The 17327-nt window shown below is 39.5% G+C and carries 17 protein-coding genes and 1 pseudogene; 14 read left to right on the top strand and 4 right to left on the bottom strand.

Features of this window, described 5'->3' with window-relative positions:
• Nucleotides 1-39: 39 nt before the first annotated feature.
• From N4627_RS06440 to N4627_RS06430, 3 genes are all read left to right on the top strand, one after another.
• Complete coding sequence (locus N4627_RS06440) at nt 40-1245, top strand: metallophosphoesterase family protein (RefSeq protein ID WP_260964335.1); 1206 nt, start codon at nt 40-42, stop codon at nt 1243-1245.
• A complete protein-coding gene (locus N4627_RS06435; protein WP_003717253.1) occupies nt 1235-3703 on the top strand; it encodes an ATP-binding protein in 2469 nt (822 codons plus the stop codon). The genes N4627_RS06440 and N4627_RS06435 overlap by 11 nt, the downstream gene beginning before the upstream one ends.
• A gap of 106 nt (nt 3704-3809) precedes the next feature.
• Nucleotides 3810-4742 carry a peptidylprolyl isomerase gene (locus N4627_RS06430; protein WP_003717254.1) on the top strand — a complete coding sequence of 311 codons (933 nt, stop codon included), beginning with the start codon at nt 3810-3812 and terminating at the stop codon, nt 4740-4742.
• A gap of 69 nt (nt 4743-4811) precedes the next feature.
• Here N4627_RS06430 and N4627_RS06425 read toward each other — a convergent pair whose 3' ends face one another.
• Together N4627_RS06425 and N4627_RS06420 are read right to left on the bottom strand one after the other, a co-directional pair.
• Nucleotides 4812-5036 (bottom strand): hypothetical protein, encoded by a 225-nt coding sequence (locus N4627_RS06425; RefSeq protein ID WP_003717255.1) that lies wholly within the window; start codon nt 5034-5036, stop codon nt 4812-4814.
• Nucleotides 5017-5454 (bottom strand): HIT family protein, encoded by a 438-nt coding sequence (locus tag N4627_RS06420; RefSeq protein ID WP_003717256.1) that lies wholly within the window; start codon nt 5452-5454, stop codon nt 5017-5019. Before N4627_RS06420 ends, N4627_RS06425 begins: the two co-directional genes overlap by 20 nt.
• 128 nt (nt 5455-5582) lie before the next feature.
• On the opposite strand from N4627_RS06420, the gene N4627_RS06415 reads away from it, so the two are divergent.
• Genes N4627_RS06415 through N4627_RS06400 form a run of 4 tightly spaced genes read left to right on the top strand, consistent with a single transcriptional unit; the run spans nt 5583 to nt 8580 of the window.
• Nucleotides 5583-6320, top strand: a complete 738-nt coding sequence (locus tag N4627_RS06415) for an ABC transporter ATP-binding protein (RefSeq protein ID WP_003717257.1) — start codon at nt 5583-5585, stop codon at nt 6318-6320.
• Nucleotides 6313-7515 (top strand): ABC transporter permease, encoded by a 1203-nt coding sequence (locus N4627_RS06410; RefSeq protein WP_260964331.1) that lies wholly within the window; start codon nt 6313-6315, stop codon nt 7513-7515. Before N4627_RS06415 ends, N4627_RS06410 begins: the two co-directional genes overlap by 8 nt.
• Nucleotides 7516-7523: 8 nt before the next feature.
• Complete coding sequence (trmB, locus tag N4627_RS06405; protein ID WP_260964329.1) at nt 7524-8180, top strand: tRNA (guanosine(46)-N7)-methyltransferase TrmB; 657 nt, start codon at nt 7524-7526, stop codon at nt 8178-8180.
• A 10-nt stretch (nt 8181-8190) separates the two neighbouring features.
• Complete coding sequence (locus N4627_RS06400; protein ID WP_260964327.1) at nt 8191-8580, top strand: HesB/YadR/YfhF family protein; 390 nt, start codon at nt 8191-8193, stop codon at nt 8578-8580.
• 82 nt (nt 8581-8662) lie between these two features.
• Here the strand turns inward: N4627_RS06400 and N4627_RS06395 are convergent, their stop codons facing one another.
• Complete coding sequence (locus N4627_RS06395; protein WP_098044758.1) at nt 8663-9010, bottom strand: PepSY domain-containing protein; 348 nt, start codon at nt 9008-9010, stop codon at nt 8663-8665.
• 140 nt (nt 9011-9150) lie between these two features.
• Between N4627_RS06395 and N4627_RS06390 the strand changes: the two genes are divergently transcribed.
• The 4 genes from N4627_RS06390 to N4627_RS06375 all read left to right on the top strand — a co-directional run bounded on the left by N4627_RS06390 (nt 9151) and on the right by N4627_RS06375 (nt 12353).
• Nucleotides 9151-9471 carry a thioredoxin family protein gene (locus tag N4627_RS06390; RefSeq protein ID WP_003717262.1) on the top strand — a complete coding sequence of 107 codons (321 nt, stop codon included), beginning with the start codon at nt 9151-9153 and terminating at the stop codon, nt 9469-9471.
• Nucleotides 9472-9560: 89 nt separating this feature from the next.
• Nucleotides 9561-10211 (top strand): YtpR family tRNA-binding protein, encoded by a 651-nt coding sequence (gene ytpR, locus N4627_RS06385; protein ID WP_260964324.1) that lies wholly within the window; start codon nt 9561-9563, stop codon nt 10209-10211.
• A 40-nt stretch (nt 10212-10251) separates the two neighbouring features.
• Nucleotides 10252-11559: a UDP-N-acetylmuramate--L-alanine ligase gene (gene murC / locus N4627_RS06380; RefSeq protein ID WP_003717264.1), complete on the top strand. Its 1308-nt coding sequence runs from the start codon at nt 10252-10254 to the stop codon at nt 11557-11559.
• 80 nt (nt 11560-11639) lie between these two features.
• Nucleotides 11640-12353, top strand: coding sequence for a Bax inhibitor-1/YccA family protein (locus tag N4627_RS06375; RefSeq protein ID WP_003717265.1), 714 nt, complete (start codon nt 11640-11642; stop codon nt 12351-12353).
• Nucleotides 12354-12414: 61 nt separating this feature from the next.
• On the opposite strand, the pseudogene N4627_RS06370 reads toward N4627_RS06375, so the two are convergent.
• Nucleotides 12415-13083 (bottom strand): annotated as a pseudogene (locus tag N4627_RS06370) (YoaK family protein).
• 123 nt (nt 13084-13206) lie between these two features.
• Between N4627_RS06370 and polA the strand changes: the two are divergent.
• Genes polA through coaE form a run of 3 tightly spaced genes read left to right on the top strand, consistent with a single transcriptional unit; the run spans nt 13207 to nt 17326 of the window.
• Entirely contained in the window at nt 13207-15867 is a 2661-nt protein-coding gene (polA, locus tag N4627_RS06365; RefSeq protein WP_003717267.1) for a DNA polymerase I, read from the top strand.
• A gap of 18 nt (nt 15868-15885) precedes the next feature.
• Nucleotides 15886-16728: a DNA-formamidopyrimidine glycosylase gene (mutM, locus tag N4627_RS06360; protein ID WP_260964320.1), complete on the top strand. Its 843-nt coding sequence runs from the start codon at nt 15886-15888 to the stop codon at nt 16726-16728.
• The gene (coaE, locus tag N4627_RS06355) at nt 16721-17326 is read left to right on the top strand and encodes a dephospho-CoA kinase (RefSeq protein WP_003717269.1); all 606 of its coding nucleotides are present in this window, start codon (nt 16721-16723) and stop codon (nt 17324-17326) included. The genes mutM and coaE overlap by 8 nt, the downstream gene beginning before the upstream one ends.
• The last annotated feature ends 1 nt before the right edge of the window (nt 17327 follow it).

Raw genomic sequence — 17327 nt, 5'->3', positions numbered from 1 at the left:
TGAGTGCTCTTCCCGTTTTTCCATTCAAAGGGTGAAAAAATGAAGTTTATTCATACTGCAGATTTACATTTAGATAGTCCGTTTCGGGGACTGGATGAAATGCCAGCACAAATTTGGCAACGAGTCCATCAGTCAACGTTTACGGCATTTGAAAGGATTGTTGATGCTGCAATTAATCAGCAAGTTGATTTTATTTTAATTGTTGGTGATATTTATGATCGTGATCACCATAGTGCTGAAGCAGAAGATTTCTTTGTCCGCCAGTGTCAACGGTTAGCAAAACAGCAGATTCCTGTTTATCTGAGTTATGGCAATCATGACTATCAGCCAGTAACGGAACAAATAGATTCCTTGCCGAACAATGTTCATGTATTTGGTAACCAGGTTGAAACCAAAACATTAACACTTGCTGATGACCAGACGGTAGCAATCACGGGATTTAGTTACGGGAAACGTTGGTTGTTTGAAGACCAGGTCAGTAAATTTCCTGAAAAGGAAACCGCTGATTGGCAAATTGGGATGCTTCATGGTGCTATCTCACAGAATAATCCAGATCAGGATCACTATGCTCCCTTCACACTACCTGAACTGCTACAGAAAAGGTATGATTATTGGGCGTTAGGACATATTCACAAGCACCAGGTCCTGAATGAGGAACCACTGGTTGTTTATCCGGGTAATCCGCAGGGACGCCATAAAAATGAGGATGGTCAGCATGGCTATTATCTTGTTCAAAGTAATTCTGATAAGTTAACGGCAGAGTTTAAGCCAGTGGCACCAATTGAATGGTGTGAAATTGACGCTCATTTAACCCACGATCAAACGGTTGATTCATTAATTGAAATGCTTCTTCATAAGGGAGAGGCAGAAGATGGTTTTAAGATGATTGCTTTTAATGTTCATTTGACTGATCAGGTGAATGCTTTAACTAAAAAATTGCTAGCTAATGGGACAATTTTGGAACGACTTCAGGAAAATTTGAGTGAAAAGGGCGATTATCAGTGGTGGCCATACCAGCTTAATCTTTTAAAAGGGACCGCCTTACCGAAAATGACCGATTTAGATCAAGAATATTGGGACCAGTCTGCTCAAGATGTCTTTAATCAAGATGCTGTTATTGATCTGACTGATAAGTTGGCTAAGTATGGCTTTATTGCAGATCAGCTTGCAGATCCTTCACTGGTTGAACAATTACGTTATGAAGCAAGCCAAAAATTAGGTGAGGGGGATCACGATGAAAATTAAACAGGTCCACATTGACGGCTTTGGAAAATGGCATGATCAGGATTTTAGTTTTACCAACAATCCGGTCCTGATCTACGGAGCCAATGAAGCTGGAAAAACCACTTTAGCTGCGTTTATCCTGAGTATCCTATTTGGATTTGCGGATGGTCGAGGAAAAAATAAATACCAGCAATATATTCCTAAAGATGGTTCGAGTTATGGCGGCTCTTTAACAGTAATTGCTGATCAGCACCAGTATGTTATTAAACGCGTAAAGGGGAAAAATGGTGGAAAAGTCACAGTTACCAATGAAAAAGGAAAAAAGGAAAAGCAGGATTTCCTTGCTAAATTGCTTGGTCCCTTAGATCGTGAACTTTATCAAGCTATTTATAGTTTTAATCAAAATAATATTTTAAATGATGAATTGGATCGGGAACAATTAGAACAGCATTTACAGCGATTAGGAGCGGTTGGAAGTCAGGAGTGGCTCCAACAAATTGCTCGCTTAGAAAAAGCAGCAGATTCCCTATATAAACCTCGTGGACGGAAGTTAAGTTTAAATCGTCATTTGAAGGAATATGATGAACTTCGTGAACGGGTTAACCAAGCCCAATCGCAGAGTAGTGATTACCACCGTTTAGTTGAGGAACAAGTTGAAAAGCAATCTGAGTTAGAACAACTAAAGCGGGAACAGCCACAACTCAAACATCAGGTTGAAAAGGAAGAACGGCTGCAACGATTATGGCCAATTTACGACCAGTGGCAAAACCACCAGAAGGAATCCCTTACAGAGCGGTTAACGGATGATGAGATTATTAAGGTTCAAGAACTGCAAAGTAGGGAACGGGAACTTAATACTCAATTAAGGTCGTTTAACCAACAGCAGCTTGAACAACAAGCAGTCGTCAAAAAGCTGAGTGATCCTGAAGTAAATGATTATCGGTCACGCAAAGCACATTATCAGCAATTAAAAGATCAGTTGTTGGCCTTACAAATTCAGAAAAATGGTCAAACAGTTAATCAGCAGGAACAATGGCATACCGAACTTAAGCAGCTAGCGGAGCGTTACGGAAGTGTTAATCTACCAGAGCCGCTTTCTGAACGAGCAGTGAGCGAACTGGAGGGACTACTTAGGGCTAACTCTCAAACTAACAATAGCCAAAACTTATTTATTCCTGGAATTGGGATTGTCCTTTTTATATTGGGATTGATTCTTCGTCAGCCTCTGGTTTGGATTTGCGGAATTATTGCTCTTGGTGGTGCAGGGGTATTATGGTTTAAACAGCAACAACGCGAAAAACAGTTAACGGAAGAACGAAACTCCACACTTCAATCATTTGGAAAGAACCATAATTTAACGGCTTTTCCAACAAGTAAATGGTTAATGATGCAGGGGGATCTTCATCGTTATCATGATTTAAGAGCTCAACTAGAGCAAGCAGATAAGCGCAAAACTAATTTTGATCACCAGCTAGAGTTAATTAAGCAACAATTACCGGTTAGCTTAACAGCCGATTCTCTTAATGAATTAATTAACAGTTATCAGCGATGGCTTGTTGAGATGCAGGATCAATTACAACGATTGAATAATGTAGAGCAGGAGTTAACCCGAATTCAAAGACGGAATGATCAATTAACGCAACAGTTGATCGAGTGTCGTCAAGCTAAGGAGACCGAATATAAGTCGCTTGGAATTAAAAATGATAATGAGTTCAAACAACTTCAGGCCCAAAAAGTAGCTGACCAAACTAGGAAGGTCACGGCTTCAGCTTATGGTCAGCAACTAACGACTAGTGATCGTCAACAGTTAGCCCACTACGATAGCAAGCATTTACTTGATACTAAGGTTTCTCTTGTCCATCAGAACTTAGCAGCTAATGAACAAAAACAAACGGAGCTTGAAACGGCATTAGCCCAAATCAATGTTCAAATTAATGCCTTGGTACAAGAGGGCTCATTTAGTGAATTAAACCAGAAATTAACAAATCTGCAGACGGTAATTTGGAATGAAACTAAACAATGGCTAAGTAGTCAGCTTGCTATTCGGTGGATTAATGGGGCGTTAAAATTAGCTTCTCAAGATCGTTACCCCAAGATCCTTCAGCAAGCAGAAAAGTTTTTTGCAATTTTAACCGCTGATCGTTACCAGAAAATTGTCGTTGATGATAACGGAATTAGTGTATTAAATCGTGAACAGCAAATCTTCCAGGTCGCTGAATTATCGCTTGGGACAGCAGAACAATTATTTATTTCTCTCCGTTTGGGATTCATCACGGTAATTAGTGATCAGATTAAGTTACCGGTTATGGTGGATGATGGTTTTGTTAATTTTGATAATGTTCGTCGGGGACGGATGTTAAAATTGCTAAACCAGATGGCTGAGGAAAACCAGGTGATTTACTTTACTGCTAACGATCAAATCAAAAAGCTGGGGTCACCAGTTGTCGATCTTGATCAGCTAAATAAGAATAAAGTTTGAAAATCGTTTAAACATTCTGGATCAAGGCATGGTATCACTTTTTGAGTGTGGTATATTAGATTGGTAAGTTTTTGTGAGAATTAAATTTAATTGAGGAAGTGTTTTTGTGAAATCTAAGAAGTTAATTGCTATGATTGCCTGTGCAACTCTGGTCCTTCCATTAGCAGCTTGTGGAAGTAAGGCCGTTGCAACTACTAGTGGAGGAAAGATTACTCAAGAAGAGTACTATAACGAAATGAAAACCACCACTAACGGGAAGCAAGTTCTTCAACAAATGATCTTGGATAAGGTCTTAGAGAAGGAATACGGGAAGCAGGTTTCTGATAAGCAAGTTAATGCCCAATACAACACGTACAAGAATCAATATGGTTCACAATTTAGTGCAGTGTTACAACAGCAAGGGTTGACCGAGAAAAAGTTGAAACAACAGATTCGTTCTAATCTCTGCTTGGAAGCTGCTGTACGGAGTTATACTCATATTACTAATGCTCAAATTAATAAGCAGTGGAAGAAGTACGAGCCAAAGGTCCAAACTGCTGAAATCCTTGTTGGGAGTAAGGACGATGCTCAAAGTATCATTGATCAGCTGAATAACTCAGATCACCCTTACAAGACTTTCAAGAAGTTAGTTAAGTCTAAGTCAACTGATGCCTCAACCAAGAATGCTGGTGGTAAGGTAGCTGCATTTGACAATACTTCAACCTCCGTTGACTCAGCATACAAAAAGGCTGCATTTAAGTTGAAGACTGGTGAATATACTACTGAGCCAGTTAAGACGGATGACGGCTATGTTGTGATCTACATGATTGAACACCCGGCAAAGGGGAAGAAGAGTCAACACATTAATGACTTGAAGACACAAATCGTTCAAGAAAAGATGAATGATTCTAAGTTCTTGCATAAGGTTGTTTCGAACGTCCTTAAGAAGGGGAACGTTTCAATTAAGGATAACGATCTAAAGAACATTATGGATGATTACTTGAATAGTAATGCAAGCACCACTAAATCAAACAGTGGATCATCCCTAACTAATAACTAAAATTATCTTAGCTAAAATAAAGGGAAGCTCTTGGTATCCGGTTAATCCGAATACGATGAGCTTCCTTTGCTATTCTTTTAGTTTGTCAATAATTTGCTGAATCTTTTCAAGATGAGGTTGACTCTTAAATTGCCACTGTTCACGAAGACGGTTAACACCGTCAGCGTACTTCTCAAGTCCTTTGGCAGCATTTTGTAATTCCTGGGTGCTGGTGGATAGTTGCTTAAGTGAGCGGAGGAGAAACTTAATGTCAGTTAAGTCTTCTTGGAAATGATTAGTTATTGGTGTTATCAAATTGTCGCTTAATTGATTCTTGAATTTCTTTGTATTTAGCGTCATTGTATTCACCTGAATTATCCTTAAAAATCATCTTAAAGTCGTCATGATCGGAGTAACGAGGAACTAAGTGAATGTGTGAATGGAAAACGGATTGGTAGGCAACTTTACCGTTATTATTCAAGACATTTAGACCCTTAATTTTAGGGTTTGATGCTTTAACTGCTCGTGCAATTTTTGGCAGGCGTGAAAAGACAGCAGCGGCTAATTTCTCGTCATATGCGAAGAGATCTGGAACGTGCTTCTTGGGAATGACCAAGGTATGCCCAGGTGTTCCTTGAGAAATATCAAGAAACGCTTTTACTACATCATCTTCGTATACCGTATAACTAGGGATTTCACCCTTTACTATTTTACAGAAAATACAGTCATCCATTAGTGATCGCTCCTTTGAAAAAATTTATTGTTACCATAAGTATACCAAAAGTAGTCTGAAAAAGAGCTGTCAATAAGTGACCTATGATATAATCAACGCTAGATAAGTCAATAAAAAGAGGGAAAATAATGGCACTTGAAATAAAAAATTTGATTGGGGGATATTCCCGAATCCCAGTATTAAAGGGGATTAGTTTTCAGGTTAAACCTGGTGAACTTGTTGGCCTAATTGGTCTAAATGGTGCTGGTAAGTCAACAACAATTAATCATGTAATTGGGTTACTAAGACCATTTTCAGGCGAAATTACCTTAAACGGGATTAATATTCAGCAGGATCCCGTTGACTATAAAAAGCAAATCGCCTATGTTCCCGAAACACCAATCTTGTACGATGAGCTAACTCTTCGGGAACATATTGAGTTAACAATTAAGGCGTACTCCTTAAATACTGAGGAGGCATGGATAAGGGCCCGGAAATTATTAAAAACATTTCGGTTAGATAATAAGCTTGACTGGTTTCCAGCTAACTTTTCAAAAGGAATGAAACAGAAAGTAATGATTTGCTGTGCCCTAATGACCAATGCTAAATTATTAATTGTCGATGAGCCTTTCTATGGTCTTGATCCGTTGGCGGTCCATGATTTATTGGAATTGATTGAAGAACGGAAGAAAGCCGGTACTGCAGTTTTGATGTCAACCCACGTCCTTGATACTGCTCAACGCTACTGTGATCGCTTTGTTCTGTTAGCTAACGGTAAGGTTCGTGCTCGGGGAACATTAGACGAATTACGGCAAAAAGCAGATAAGCCTGATGAGTCACTCGATGATATTTACCTCAGCCTAGCAAGGGATGATCAAAATGAATAATTTATTTAGTCAACGCCGGCAAAGGCATTTTATGGAGTTGCTAAAGTATTGGCGGTTGGTATTTAATGATCACTTTGTCATTGCTTTATTCTTCCTCTTTGGTGCACTGGCTTATGGTTATTCACAGTGGTTGCCGCAATTAAATAATCATCTTTGGTGGTCACGATGGTTGCTAGTCCTTTGGTTTGTGTTAATTACTCAAGTTGGACGGCTGGCAACGCTGCTTAAACGCCCTGATCCTGTCTTTCTTCTTCCCCAGGTAAAATCTATTAGCCGTTATCTGAAACAAGCAACTATTTATAGTATGGTTTTAGGCGTGCTCATGATGCTTACCCTTGCGGCAATTGCACTGCCGTTTGCTTTAACAACAGAGCGGTTAACAAGACTTGATATTAGTTTAATTTTAATCACCGCGCTGATTACTAAGGTAACGTGGCATTGGACAGCCAGAAAAGCGATCAGTATTCGCTGGGGAGCGCAACGGAGAAGGACGGTTGCTGAATACTGGATAAATCCATTGATCGTCTGGCTAGTGACGTGGCTTGTGGGGCCTATTTGGGGTCTGCTGGTATCCGTAATCTTATTAATTGCAATGACTACTTATTATAGAAATGTTGCGATTGATTGGCGACTGGCTGTTCGTGCAGAGCAAGATCGGATGTTTAGTATTTATCGATTCTTTAACCTCTTCACTGACGTTCCAAGTGTTCAGGGAAACATTAAGCGCCGAAGATGGGCAACTGGTTTAATCAAAATACTCGAAAATGATAATCATCCTTGGGCATATTTATATGCGCATGGTTTTGTTCGAAATACCGAGGTAAGTGGGTTAGTAACCCGATTAACGATTGTTGGGATGCTAGTTGTCTTCTTTATCCCGGTCAATTGGTTGAATACCGTTATTGCTCTGCTATTTATCTACCTTGTTGCTACCCAGCTAATGCCATTTTACGAGCAGTACCAAAATAACGTCTTTACTCATATTTATCCGGTTACTCATGAAGTTCAGGTTAAGGACTTTCAGCGGTTATTGAATAGGGTAATTATTATTGAAATGTTGTTGATAGTGATCGCAAGTATTGGGCGGGATCTTAATTGGCAACGGTTAGGACTGAACTTAGTTTTAGGGATTGCAGAAAGCTACCTTTTAACTAAATTTTATTTTCAAAGTCGAATTAAAAAAATAACAAAGTGAGGAATATTATGCGTGTAAAACATAAGAAGTGGGCGGACCCGTTAATGGCGGAACACCCTGAATTATTGGTTGACGATGCAGCAAAGTTTAAAGGAAAGTGGCAATCACGTTTCCCTAAGAAACAGCCTCTTCATCTTGAAGTCGGAATGGGAAAGGGCCAGTTTATTATTGGAATGGCAAAGGCACATCCGGAGACTAACTTTATTGGTTTGGAAATTCAGCGGACCGTTGCTGCGATTGCCTTAAAGAAGGCCCTTCCTGAAAAGCTACCTAACTTGCAGTTGATTTGTGGTGAAGGTGAGGAGTTAACTGAATATTTTGAACCCGGTGAAGTTGAAAAACTTTACTTGAACTTTTCAGATCCATGGCCAAAGAAACGGCACGCAAAACGACGGTTAACTTATCACACCTTTTTAAGTGAATATCAATTAATTTTGCAGTCACAAGGACAAGTTGAACTAAAAACTGATAACATGGGATTCTTTGAATTTTCCGTTGTTAGTATGAATAATTTTGGGATGAAGTTTGCGGGACTTTGGCTTAATCTTCATAATAGTGATGAAAATGAACATAATGTCGAAACTGAATATGAACATAAGTTTTCTTCGAAGGGTCAGCCAATTTATAAGCTAACTGCAACTATGCCTAAAAAAGATAAGCTATAGGGATGATTGAGTGAAATTAATTATTACGAACAGTGCCAGTAAATGGTTTCAAAATAATTATGCCCTTAAACCTGGGGATGGGGTTAGAATTTACGGGAAAACCGTTCAACCACGAAATGTTCACCATGGCCTAAGGCAGGGATTCACCCCAGAAAAGGATTTATCAAAGGCAACGGTAGTCGAGAAGAAGGACGGAATTAACTATCATATTAATTTTAACGATAGCTGGTTTTTCTCGGGTCTAGTAACGTTAATTGACTATCGGAATAATGATCAGTGGCCTGTTTTCTTCTTTCAACGGGAAGAAAATGGGCAAACAGTAACTGCTGATAACTTTACTGGTGAAAATGTTGATGCTACTACTGGAGCTTCAAGCAAATTTGAAGATTATTGGGAATAATAAAGCAGATAAATATAGGGTTCCAACGCTCGGAAATACCGAACTATGGAACCCTATATTTTTTCTATTTATGATAGTTTTTTTAGTTGTTCAATGATCGCTCAACCCGTTTTAATGAAAGAAGACTCCCTGTTTTTGCGTCAGCAATAAATTGATAATCAACTGGCTGATCATCTTCTAAACGGGTAACACCGCCTTCGTAGGCTTCGGTTTTAACTGCGAAACGTTGATAGGGGATCCGCCGTTGGTTAATCCAACTACCGGTAACTTCTCCCTCACGCTTGAAATCATCGCGAATCATTTTGAGAATTTGGTCAGCTGAAATTCGTCGTTGACCAAACAACTTTCCAGCAAGGAACCCAACCACCCCAGATGCACCGAGTGTTACTGGTAATAACCAAGGATTGAGTGAATTATTAGAATCATTCATTTAATTAATTGCTTCCTTTGTCAGTTAGTATCAAAATTAATAATGTTAATTTTAACATTAACGGATAGAAAAAGCTAATTAAGAGCTAATGTGATAGCATAATGATATAATTACTTCAGATTTATCATGGAGGTAAAAACATGGAAAAATTACCGCAAATGCAAGAAGATCAGTTATTAGAAAAGATTAGTAAGGGGAAATACGTCCTATTTTTTGATGCTGGGTGGTGTCCCGACTGTCATTTTATTAAGCCGGCAATGCCAGAGATTGAAAAAGATTTTCCAGAATACACCTTCATTGAGGTCGATCGTGATGAGAACATTGACCTTGCTGCTGAATTAAATATTTTTGGTATTCCTAGCTTTGTTGTTTACAGTGATGGCAAAGAAATTGGTCGCTTTGTGAACAAAGATCGAAAAACTAAGCAACAAGTAGAAGATTTTTTAAATGATTTGAAGTAAAATGGTAAACGGTAAAAAGAATGAAGGGGTCGGTGAATTGTTAATCACGATTCCCTTCATTGTTATTTTGATGGAGAAAGGAAAATCTGATGTTAATTTCTAGTTATAACCCTCAAGAGATGGGTGATGTTTTAGTTGTTATTACTGGCCCTGATGTAGCTGACCAGATTGTAAATTCTAAGGGCAACGTTACACAAATTACTGCTGCTAAAGATGGAAGCCTTCTTGGCTATAACTTCTTTAATGCGAGTGAAGTATTGCCAGAGTTGAAGAGTGAACGGGGACAAGTATTTTTAAGCGATGAACAGGTTGCTAAGTTAAATAAGGTATTGACTCAAGCAGGTTTTACTGATGAATTAACGGCTGACTATACACCTAAGTTTGTTGTTGGTTATGTTGAAAAAATTGAGGATCATCCTAAGTCAGATCACCTTAAAATTACCCAAACACGAGTAGAAGACGGCAAGACTGTTCAAATTGTTTGTGGATCCCCTAACGTTAAAGAGCATATTAAAGTTGTTGCAGCACGTCCTGGTGCAATGATGCCGAGCGGTAAAATTATCTGGCCTGGTGAATTAATGGGAGTCAAAAGTGAAGGGATGCTTTGCGGTTTTCGCGAGCTTCGTTTAAAAAATGCTCCTGATAAGAAAGGGCTATGGATAATTCCTGATGATTGGCAGGAAACTGGTGAGGCAGTTGACTTTGAACGGGCCAATACTTACTTCCCAGCCCAAAACTAGACTGCTAATTTGACAATTATTTGTGAAAGGAACCAGACTGATGGATAAGAAAACTTACTATTTTATTGGAATTAAAGGAACAGGGATGGCATCACTCGCCCGAATTCTTCATGATAAGGGAAATGAGGTTTTAGGTTCAGACATCGAAAAAGAAACCTTTACTCAGGGACCATTATTGAAGAATGGTATTAAGATTTTACCGTTTGATCCGGCCAATTTGAAGCCGGGGATGATTGTTATTCAAGGAAATGCTTTTGGTGAAGATCATCCAGAAGTAAAGAAGGCTCATGAGCTTGGCTTAACGGTTATGAGCTACCCTGAAGCGGTAGAAAACGAAGTCGCTAGCCATACCAGTATTGGGATTGCTGGTGCGCACGGTAAGACCAGTACAACAGCCCTCTTGGCTCATGTTCTTGACGGTGTTGAACCTACTAGCTACTTAATAGGTGATGGTGTTGGTAAGGGAAATGCTAAGGACCGGTTCTTTGTATTTGAAGCGGATGAATACCGTGACCACTTCTTAGCATATCATCCTGACTATGCCATCATGACGAATATTGATTTTGATCACCCTGACTTTTTTAAGGATATTGATGATGTTCGCAATTCCTTTGAAACGTACGGAAAGCAAGTTAAAAAAGCGATCTTTGCTTGGGGTGATGATGAGAATCTTCGGAAGCTCGATGTTGATGTTCCTGTATACTACTACGGAACAAATGACAAGGACGATTTCCGTGCAGAAAATATTCAACGAACACCAGCTGGTTCGACCTATGATGCTTACTTTAAAGACCAAAAATTAGGAACGTTTACCATTCATCTTTATGGTGAACATAGCGTTCTTAACAGCTTAGCAGTAATTGCCGTTGCTTACATGGAACATGTCGATATGGCTGATATTAAACGTGAATTGGCAAACTTTACTGGTGTTAAGCGGCGGTTTAGCGAGACCGACATTGCCGACGAAACATTGATTGATGACTATGCTCACCACCCAAGCGAAATTAAGGCAACCATTGATGCAGCTCGGCAAAAGTATCCGGATCGCCAAGTGATCGCTGTTTTCCAACCACATACTTACTCACGTTTAGCAGCTTATATTGATGGCTTTGCAGAATCATTAAGAAAGGCAGATAAGGTTTTTGTTACGCCAATCTTTGGTTCTATTCGGGAGCAAGCTGGCCATGTTTCAAGTGAAGACCTTGAAGCAAAGATTCCTGATAGTGAAGGAATTGATATGGATACGATGACTAAACTCCTTCATTATCATGATGCTGTGATTGTCTTCATGGGTGCCGGAGATATTGAAAAATATGAAGATAAGTATAAAGAGCTACTGAACAAGTAGTTGGAAAGTTGAAGACTGCTATTAGATTTGTTATTATTTTGTAAAGGTCAGAGAAAGTCAAATTAAAAGGAATGATATAAATGAATAACTTTTCTGAACAACCGGATCGCCGGATTGTTACCGATTCTGCTGGATTGAATCGGTTCTTGACGCGGATGTACGGTAACATGGTGGTTGCAATTTTGGTTTCTGCATTCTCCGCCTATTTAACGATGAACACATTTCGTCGTGAAGTTTTCGGTTACTTTGGCGCCCATCCAGCAATGATCTGGCTTATCTTACTGTTGCCAATTGCCTTATCAATGGGAATTAGTTTCAGTGCTACCAGAAATCCTGTTGGTGCTTTTGTAATGCTGATGCTGATATCAATCATTTATGGGGTTGAGTTTGCATTGATTGCCGGTGTTTATACTGGTGCAAGCATTGCTTCAGCTTTTGTTTCATCATCAGTAATCTTTATTGTAATGGCAATTTACGGGACCGTAACTAAACGGGACTTAACTAAGTTTGGATCACATGCAATGGCAGCATTAATTGCTTTGATCATTGCTTACATTATTAACATGTTCCTGCAAAGTCCTGCGATTGCTTACATTTTCTCTTTCATCGCAGTAATTATTTTTACAGTGTTAACTGGCTGGGATGCACAGAAAATGAAGCAGATTTATGTTAATCATGGTGATCAAGTTTCAGTGACTGGATTAGCAGTTTTAGGTGCACTTCAATTGTACTTAGACTTTGTTAACCTCTTCATTTCACTTCTTCAAATTTTCGGAATGAGTGATCGAAATTAAGCAAAAGGAAGTCAGGAAAAAGCAATTTGCTTTTTCCTGACTTCCTTTTTTAGTAGTTATTTTAATTAGATTCATGGACTTTTTGATAATAATAAAATATATCAGTTAAAAGAATAATTGCGACTGCAACCCAAATCGTTTTCATCCGGAAAAACGGCTGAATGATTGCTGATGAAATTGCACCAAGGGTAAATGCTAAAACGACGATGAAGTAATTGACAGCAATTTTTAAGTCTTGTTGACGATGATGGTAGATGTATTCAGTACCGAAAACCACTGATTTTTTAATGTTACCGGTAGTAAAAACACTGCTATAACCGAGCCCCTCAATTTTACTGAAGGCGGTATTTAGTAAAGCAAGCCCAAAGGAAACCAGACCAACTGAAAGATATGTAGGAAAGTTTTCAGGCATAGCGCCCACAAATCCGCCAATGATTAGGATTGGGAAAAGACAGAAGATTCGCTAGTATTTGATATGAGCCTGGAAGGTAATGGCAACGATAATACCAAGAACGTAGAGGATGATTGCGCCACACCGGTCAATAATTCCAATAACGTTATGATTAACTAATGCTGCGGCGAGAAACACGATATTTCCAGTTTGTGCTGCGGCAAGCGTATGACCACATTGAATATAGGTAAATGCATCGAGAAAGCCACCGCAAAAAGTCATGACGATGGCAAACAGCCGTGCTTCTTCGACGTGATGGGTATTAAGTAATTTGTTCAAAAGATCCCTTCTTTAACTGATGATAAAACTCTAACGATCTCATTAAATTCGTGAACAGGAAACTAACGGAGCCTTCCAATCTTTGGTACAATTATTAAGAATAAGAGAAGGAGCGGTAATTAAATGGCAAAGCAACTATTATTAATTGATGGTAACAGCATTGTTTTTCGGGCATTTTTTGCGATGCACAACCAGATTGATAAGTTCACTAACAAAGATGGCTTACATACGGCAGCTATTTATGGCTTCAAATTGATGCTTGATCATGTTTTAGAAAACTTTCATCCGGATGCAGCATTAGTAGCTTTTGATGCTGGTAAGGTTACTTTTCGAACTAAAATGTACGGTGACTACAAGGGTGGTCGAAGCAAGACTCCCGAAGAATTAACCGAGCAACTTCCGTATGTTCGTGAACTAGTAAAAGATTCTGGACTACATAGTTATGAATTAAAGGGTTATGAAGCTGACGATATTATTGGAACTCTTGCTAAAGAAGGCGATGCCGCTGGCTATGAGACATTGATTGTTACAGGTGATCGTGATTTAACTCAACTCGCCAGTGAGCACACTACGGTAGCAGTTACCCACAAGGGAGTTACCGACACTGAACATTATACGCCAGAACATGTTCAAGAAAAACTTGGGATCACACCGGCTCAAATTATCGATATGAAGGCCTTGATGGGTGATACCTCTGATAATTATCCTGGGGTTACTAAAATCGGGGAAAAGACTGCCATTAAGCTGGTAAAACAATTTGGCTCTGTCGAAGGTATTTATGAAAATATTGATGAATTGAAAAAGAGCAAGATGAAGGAACATCTAGTAGAAGAGGAGGAGATTGCCCGGCAATGCAAGACGTTAGCTACGATTCTGCGTGATGCACCAATTGAAGTTAAGCTAGCCGATCTTGAATATCATGGCCCACAAACAGAAAAGTTAATTGATTTCTACCAGAAGATGGACTTTCAGTCATTCTTGAAGAAAATGGCTGTTTCGCCAGATGATCAGGAACCCGAAATTGCGCCGATTAAGTATACGGAATTAACTGCTGACAACCTGGATCTTATTGCTAAATTAGGTGATCGGGGAAGCTTTTATTTAGAGATGCCAGATCCTAACTACCATACCTCGCCATTTGCCGGCTTTGCTTTGGGTAATGATGAGCAATGGTTAGTAAGTCGTGATCCTGAGTTACTGAAGGCGCCTGAAGTCCAAAACTGGCTAACTAATTCTAAGATTAAAAAGGATGTTTTTAATGCTAAAGCGCAGATTGTTGGCTTAAATCGATTAGGAATTTCCCTTGACGGAATTGATTTTGATCTTCTTTTGGCATCCTATCTTTTAAATACCAATGATAATAGCAATGATCTGGGAAAATTAGCTCATGAGCATGGGTATGACGATGTGCAAACGGATGAAGAGGTTTATGGAAAGGGAGCTAAGAGGACAATTCCTGATGACGATCAGCTATTCTTCCAGCACCTTGCCAATAAAGCACGGGCAATTGAGCAATTACGTCCCCAGCTATTTGAGCAGTTAGAAAAGAATGAACAGTTACCTCTTTATACCGATATTGAATTACCATTAACTCATGTTTTAGCCAAAATGGAAATTACTGGTGTTCATGTTGACGCACAAACGTTAAAAAATATGGGGAGCAAGTTAACTGAACGGTTAACGGAGATTGAGGAACAGATTTATCAAGAAGCTGGTGAAGAGTTTAATATTAATTCCACTAAACAGCTTGGTAAAATTCTCTTTGAAAAGCTAAAGTTGCCTGTTATTAAGAAAACGAAGACGGGGTATTCAACAGCTGTTGATGTTCTCGAAAAATTAGCCCCTCAGGCACCGATCGTTGAAAATATTCTTCAATATCGCCAGATCTCAAAGCTTCAATCGACGTATATTAAGGGGCTACTAAAGGTTATTCATTCGAGTGATCAAAAGATTCATACCCGTTACCTACAAACGTTAACTCAAACAGGACGCTTGTCATCGGTTGATCCTAATTTACAGAATATCCCAGTACGATTACCAGAAGGACGGCTTATTCGCCAGGCGTTTGTTCCGAGTCATGAGGGCTGGCAGATATTCTCTTCTGATTATTCACAGGTTGAATTGCGGGTTCTTGCTCATATTACAGGTGATCATAACCTTCAAGAAGATTTTAAGAACGGTGAAGATATTCATGCCAGCACGGCTCGTCGGATTTTCCATTTGAAACCGGACCAAGAAATCGACCGTAATATGCGTCGTCGGGCAAAAGCGGTTAATTTTGGAATTGTTTATGGAATTAGTGACTATGGGTTAGCCCAACGAATTCACGTTAGCCGAAGTCAAGCTCACGAATTTATTCAAAATTACTTTAAGGAATTTCCAAAGGTCAAAGATTATATCCATGACACGATCGAATTTGCACGGCAGAATGGTTATGTTGAAACGATAACTCATCGTCGCCGCTACTTGCCGGATATTAACTCAAAGAGCTTTAGTCGGCGTTCATTTGCTGAACGAACTGCTATGAATACGCCAATTCAGGGAAGTGCAGCAGATATCATTAAAATTGCAATGATTAAGATGCAGGATGAATTAGAAAAGCGTCAGTTAAAGGCTAAGATGCTTCTCCAAATTCATGACGAATTGGTTTTTGAAGCGCCAAAAGAAGAGATCCCAGTATTGAGTAAACTGGTTCCTGATGTAATGGATTCAGCGGTTAAGCTGTCTGTTCCGTTAAAGGTCGATAGTAAATATGGCGACACGTGGTATGATTTGAAGAAATAATTTGGGGAGGAAACTCAAATGCCAGAATTACCAGAAGTTGAAACGGTTCGTCGTGGATTATTAAAGATCGCTGCAGGGCGGAAGATCAATGGGATTGATGTTCACTATGGTAAGACAATCACTAATGATGTTGAACAATTTCGGCAGTCGTTGATTGGTCAGACGCTCGAAACTGTTGACCGTCGTGGCAAATACCTTCTTTTTCGTTTTAGCAATCACTTAACAATGGTTTCACATTTGCGAATGGAGGGCAGCTATTACACACAGCCAGTCGATGCTCCAATTGATAAGCATACCCACGTTGTTTTTAAATTTACTGACGGCACAGAACTCTGCTATCGCGATACCCGAAAATTCGGCCGGATGACACTGGTAAAAACAGGGGATGAGATGACTGTTGGCGGGTTAAAGACAATTGGTCCCGAGCCGACTGCGGCTGATTTTAAGATTGATTATTTTAAGAGAATTTTGCAACGGAGCCGCGGGAAAATAAAGCCTTTTTTACTTAATCAGCGACACGTTGCTGGTTTAGGAAATATTTATGTTGATGAAGTCCTTTGGATGAGCAAAATTAATCCTGAACAACCGGCTAATACCCTTACTGATAAGCAGATTCAAACTCTGCATGACAACATTATTCAAGAATTATCAAGGGCAATTGAATACAAAGGGACAACTGTTCATACCTTTAAGAATGCGTTTGGCGATGCTGGAGCATTTCAGGAGCAGTTAAACGCATATGGTCATGGTGGCGATCACTGTCCGCGATGTGGTACCAAAATGGTGAAAATAAAAGTTAATCAACGGGGAACCACATTTTGTCCACATTGCCAACCGCTATTGGAGAGTGAAAATGACTAAGTTAATTGGACTAACCGGTGGAATTGCAACTGGTAAATCAACCGTTAGTACTTTGCTAAGGCTGAGCGGGTATCCGGTAATTGACGCGGATCAACTTGTTCGTCAGCTGCAAACGGCACATTCAAAAGGATTAGAACGGTTGACAGCAGTGTTTGGTAGTGGAATTCTGAATGCTGACCAGACGTTAAATCGACAGGCACTGGGTTCCCTTGTCTTCAGTGATCAAACTAAACTAGCTAAGTTGAATATGGTAATGCAGCCACTGATTCGTGATGAGATTTGGCGACAGGTAAAGAACTACCAAAAGCAACAAATCCCGTATGTCATTTTAGATGCCCCGCTCCTGTTTGAGGAAAACTATGCTGATGAATGTGACCTGGTTGTAGTTGTTGCTACTGATCATCAAATTCAGGTTCAACGGCTGATGAAACGAAATGGTTATTCGCAAGCTGAGGCAGAGCAGCGTATTGACTCTCAGATGCCATTAGCAGAGAAAAAACGATTGGCTGATATTGTAATTGATAATAACGGGAGTAAGGAAGAATTAAAGCGCCAAGTTGCTGGATTAATTGATCAGATGCATAATAATAGGTTATGAT

Origin of the sequence: Limosilactobacillus vaginalis, assembly GCF_025311515.1 — a bacterium.
Lineage (GTDB): Bacteria > Bacillota > Bacilli > Lactobacillales > Lactobacillaceae > Limosilactobacillus > Limosilactobacillus vaginalis.
The sequence above is the reverse complement of the archived record's forward strand: the minus strand, read 5'-3'. Positions and strand labels throughout refer to the sequence as shown.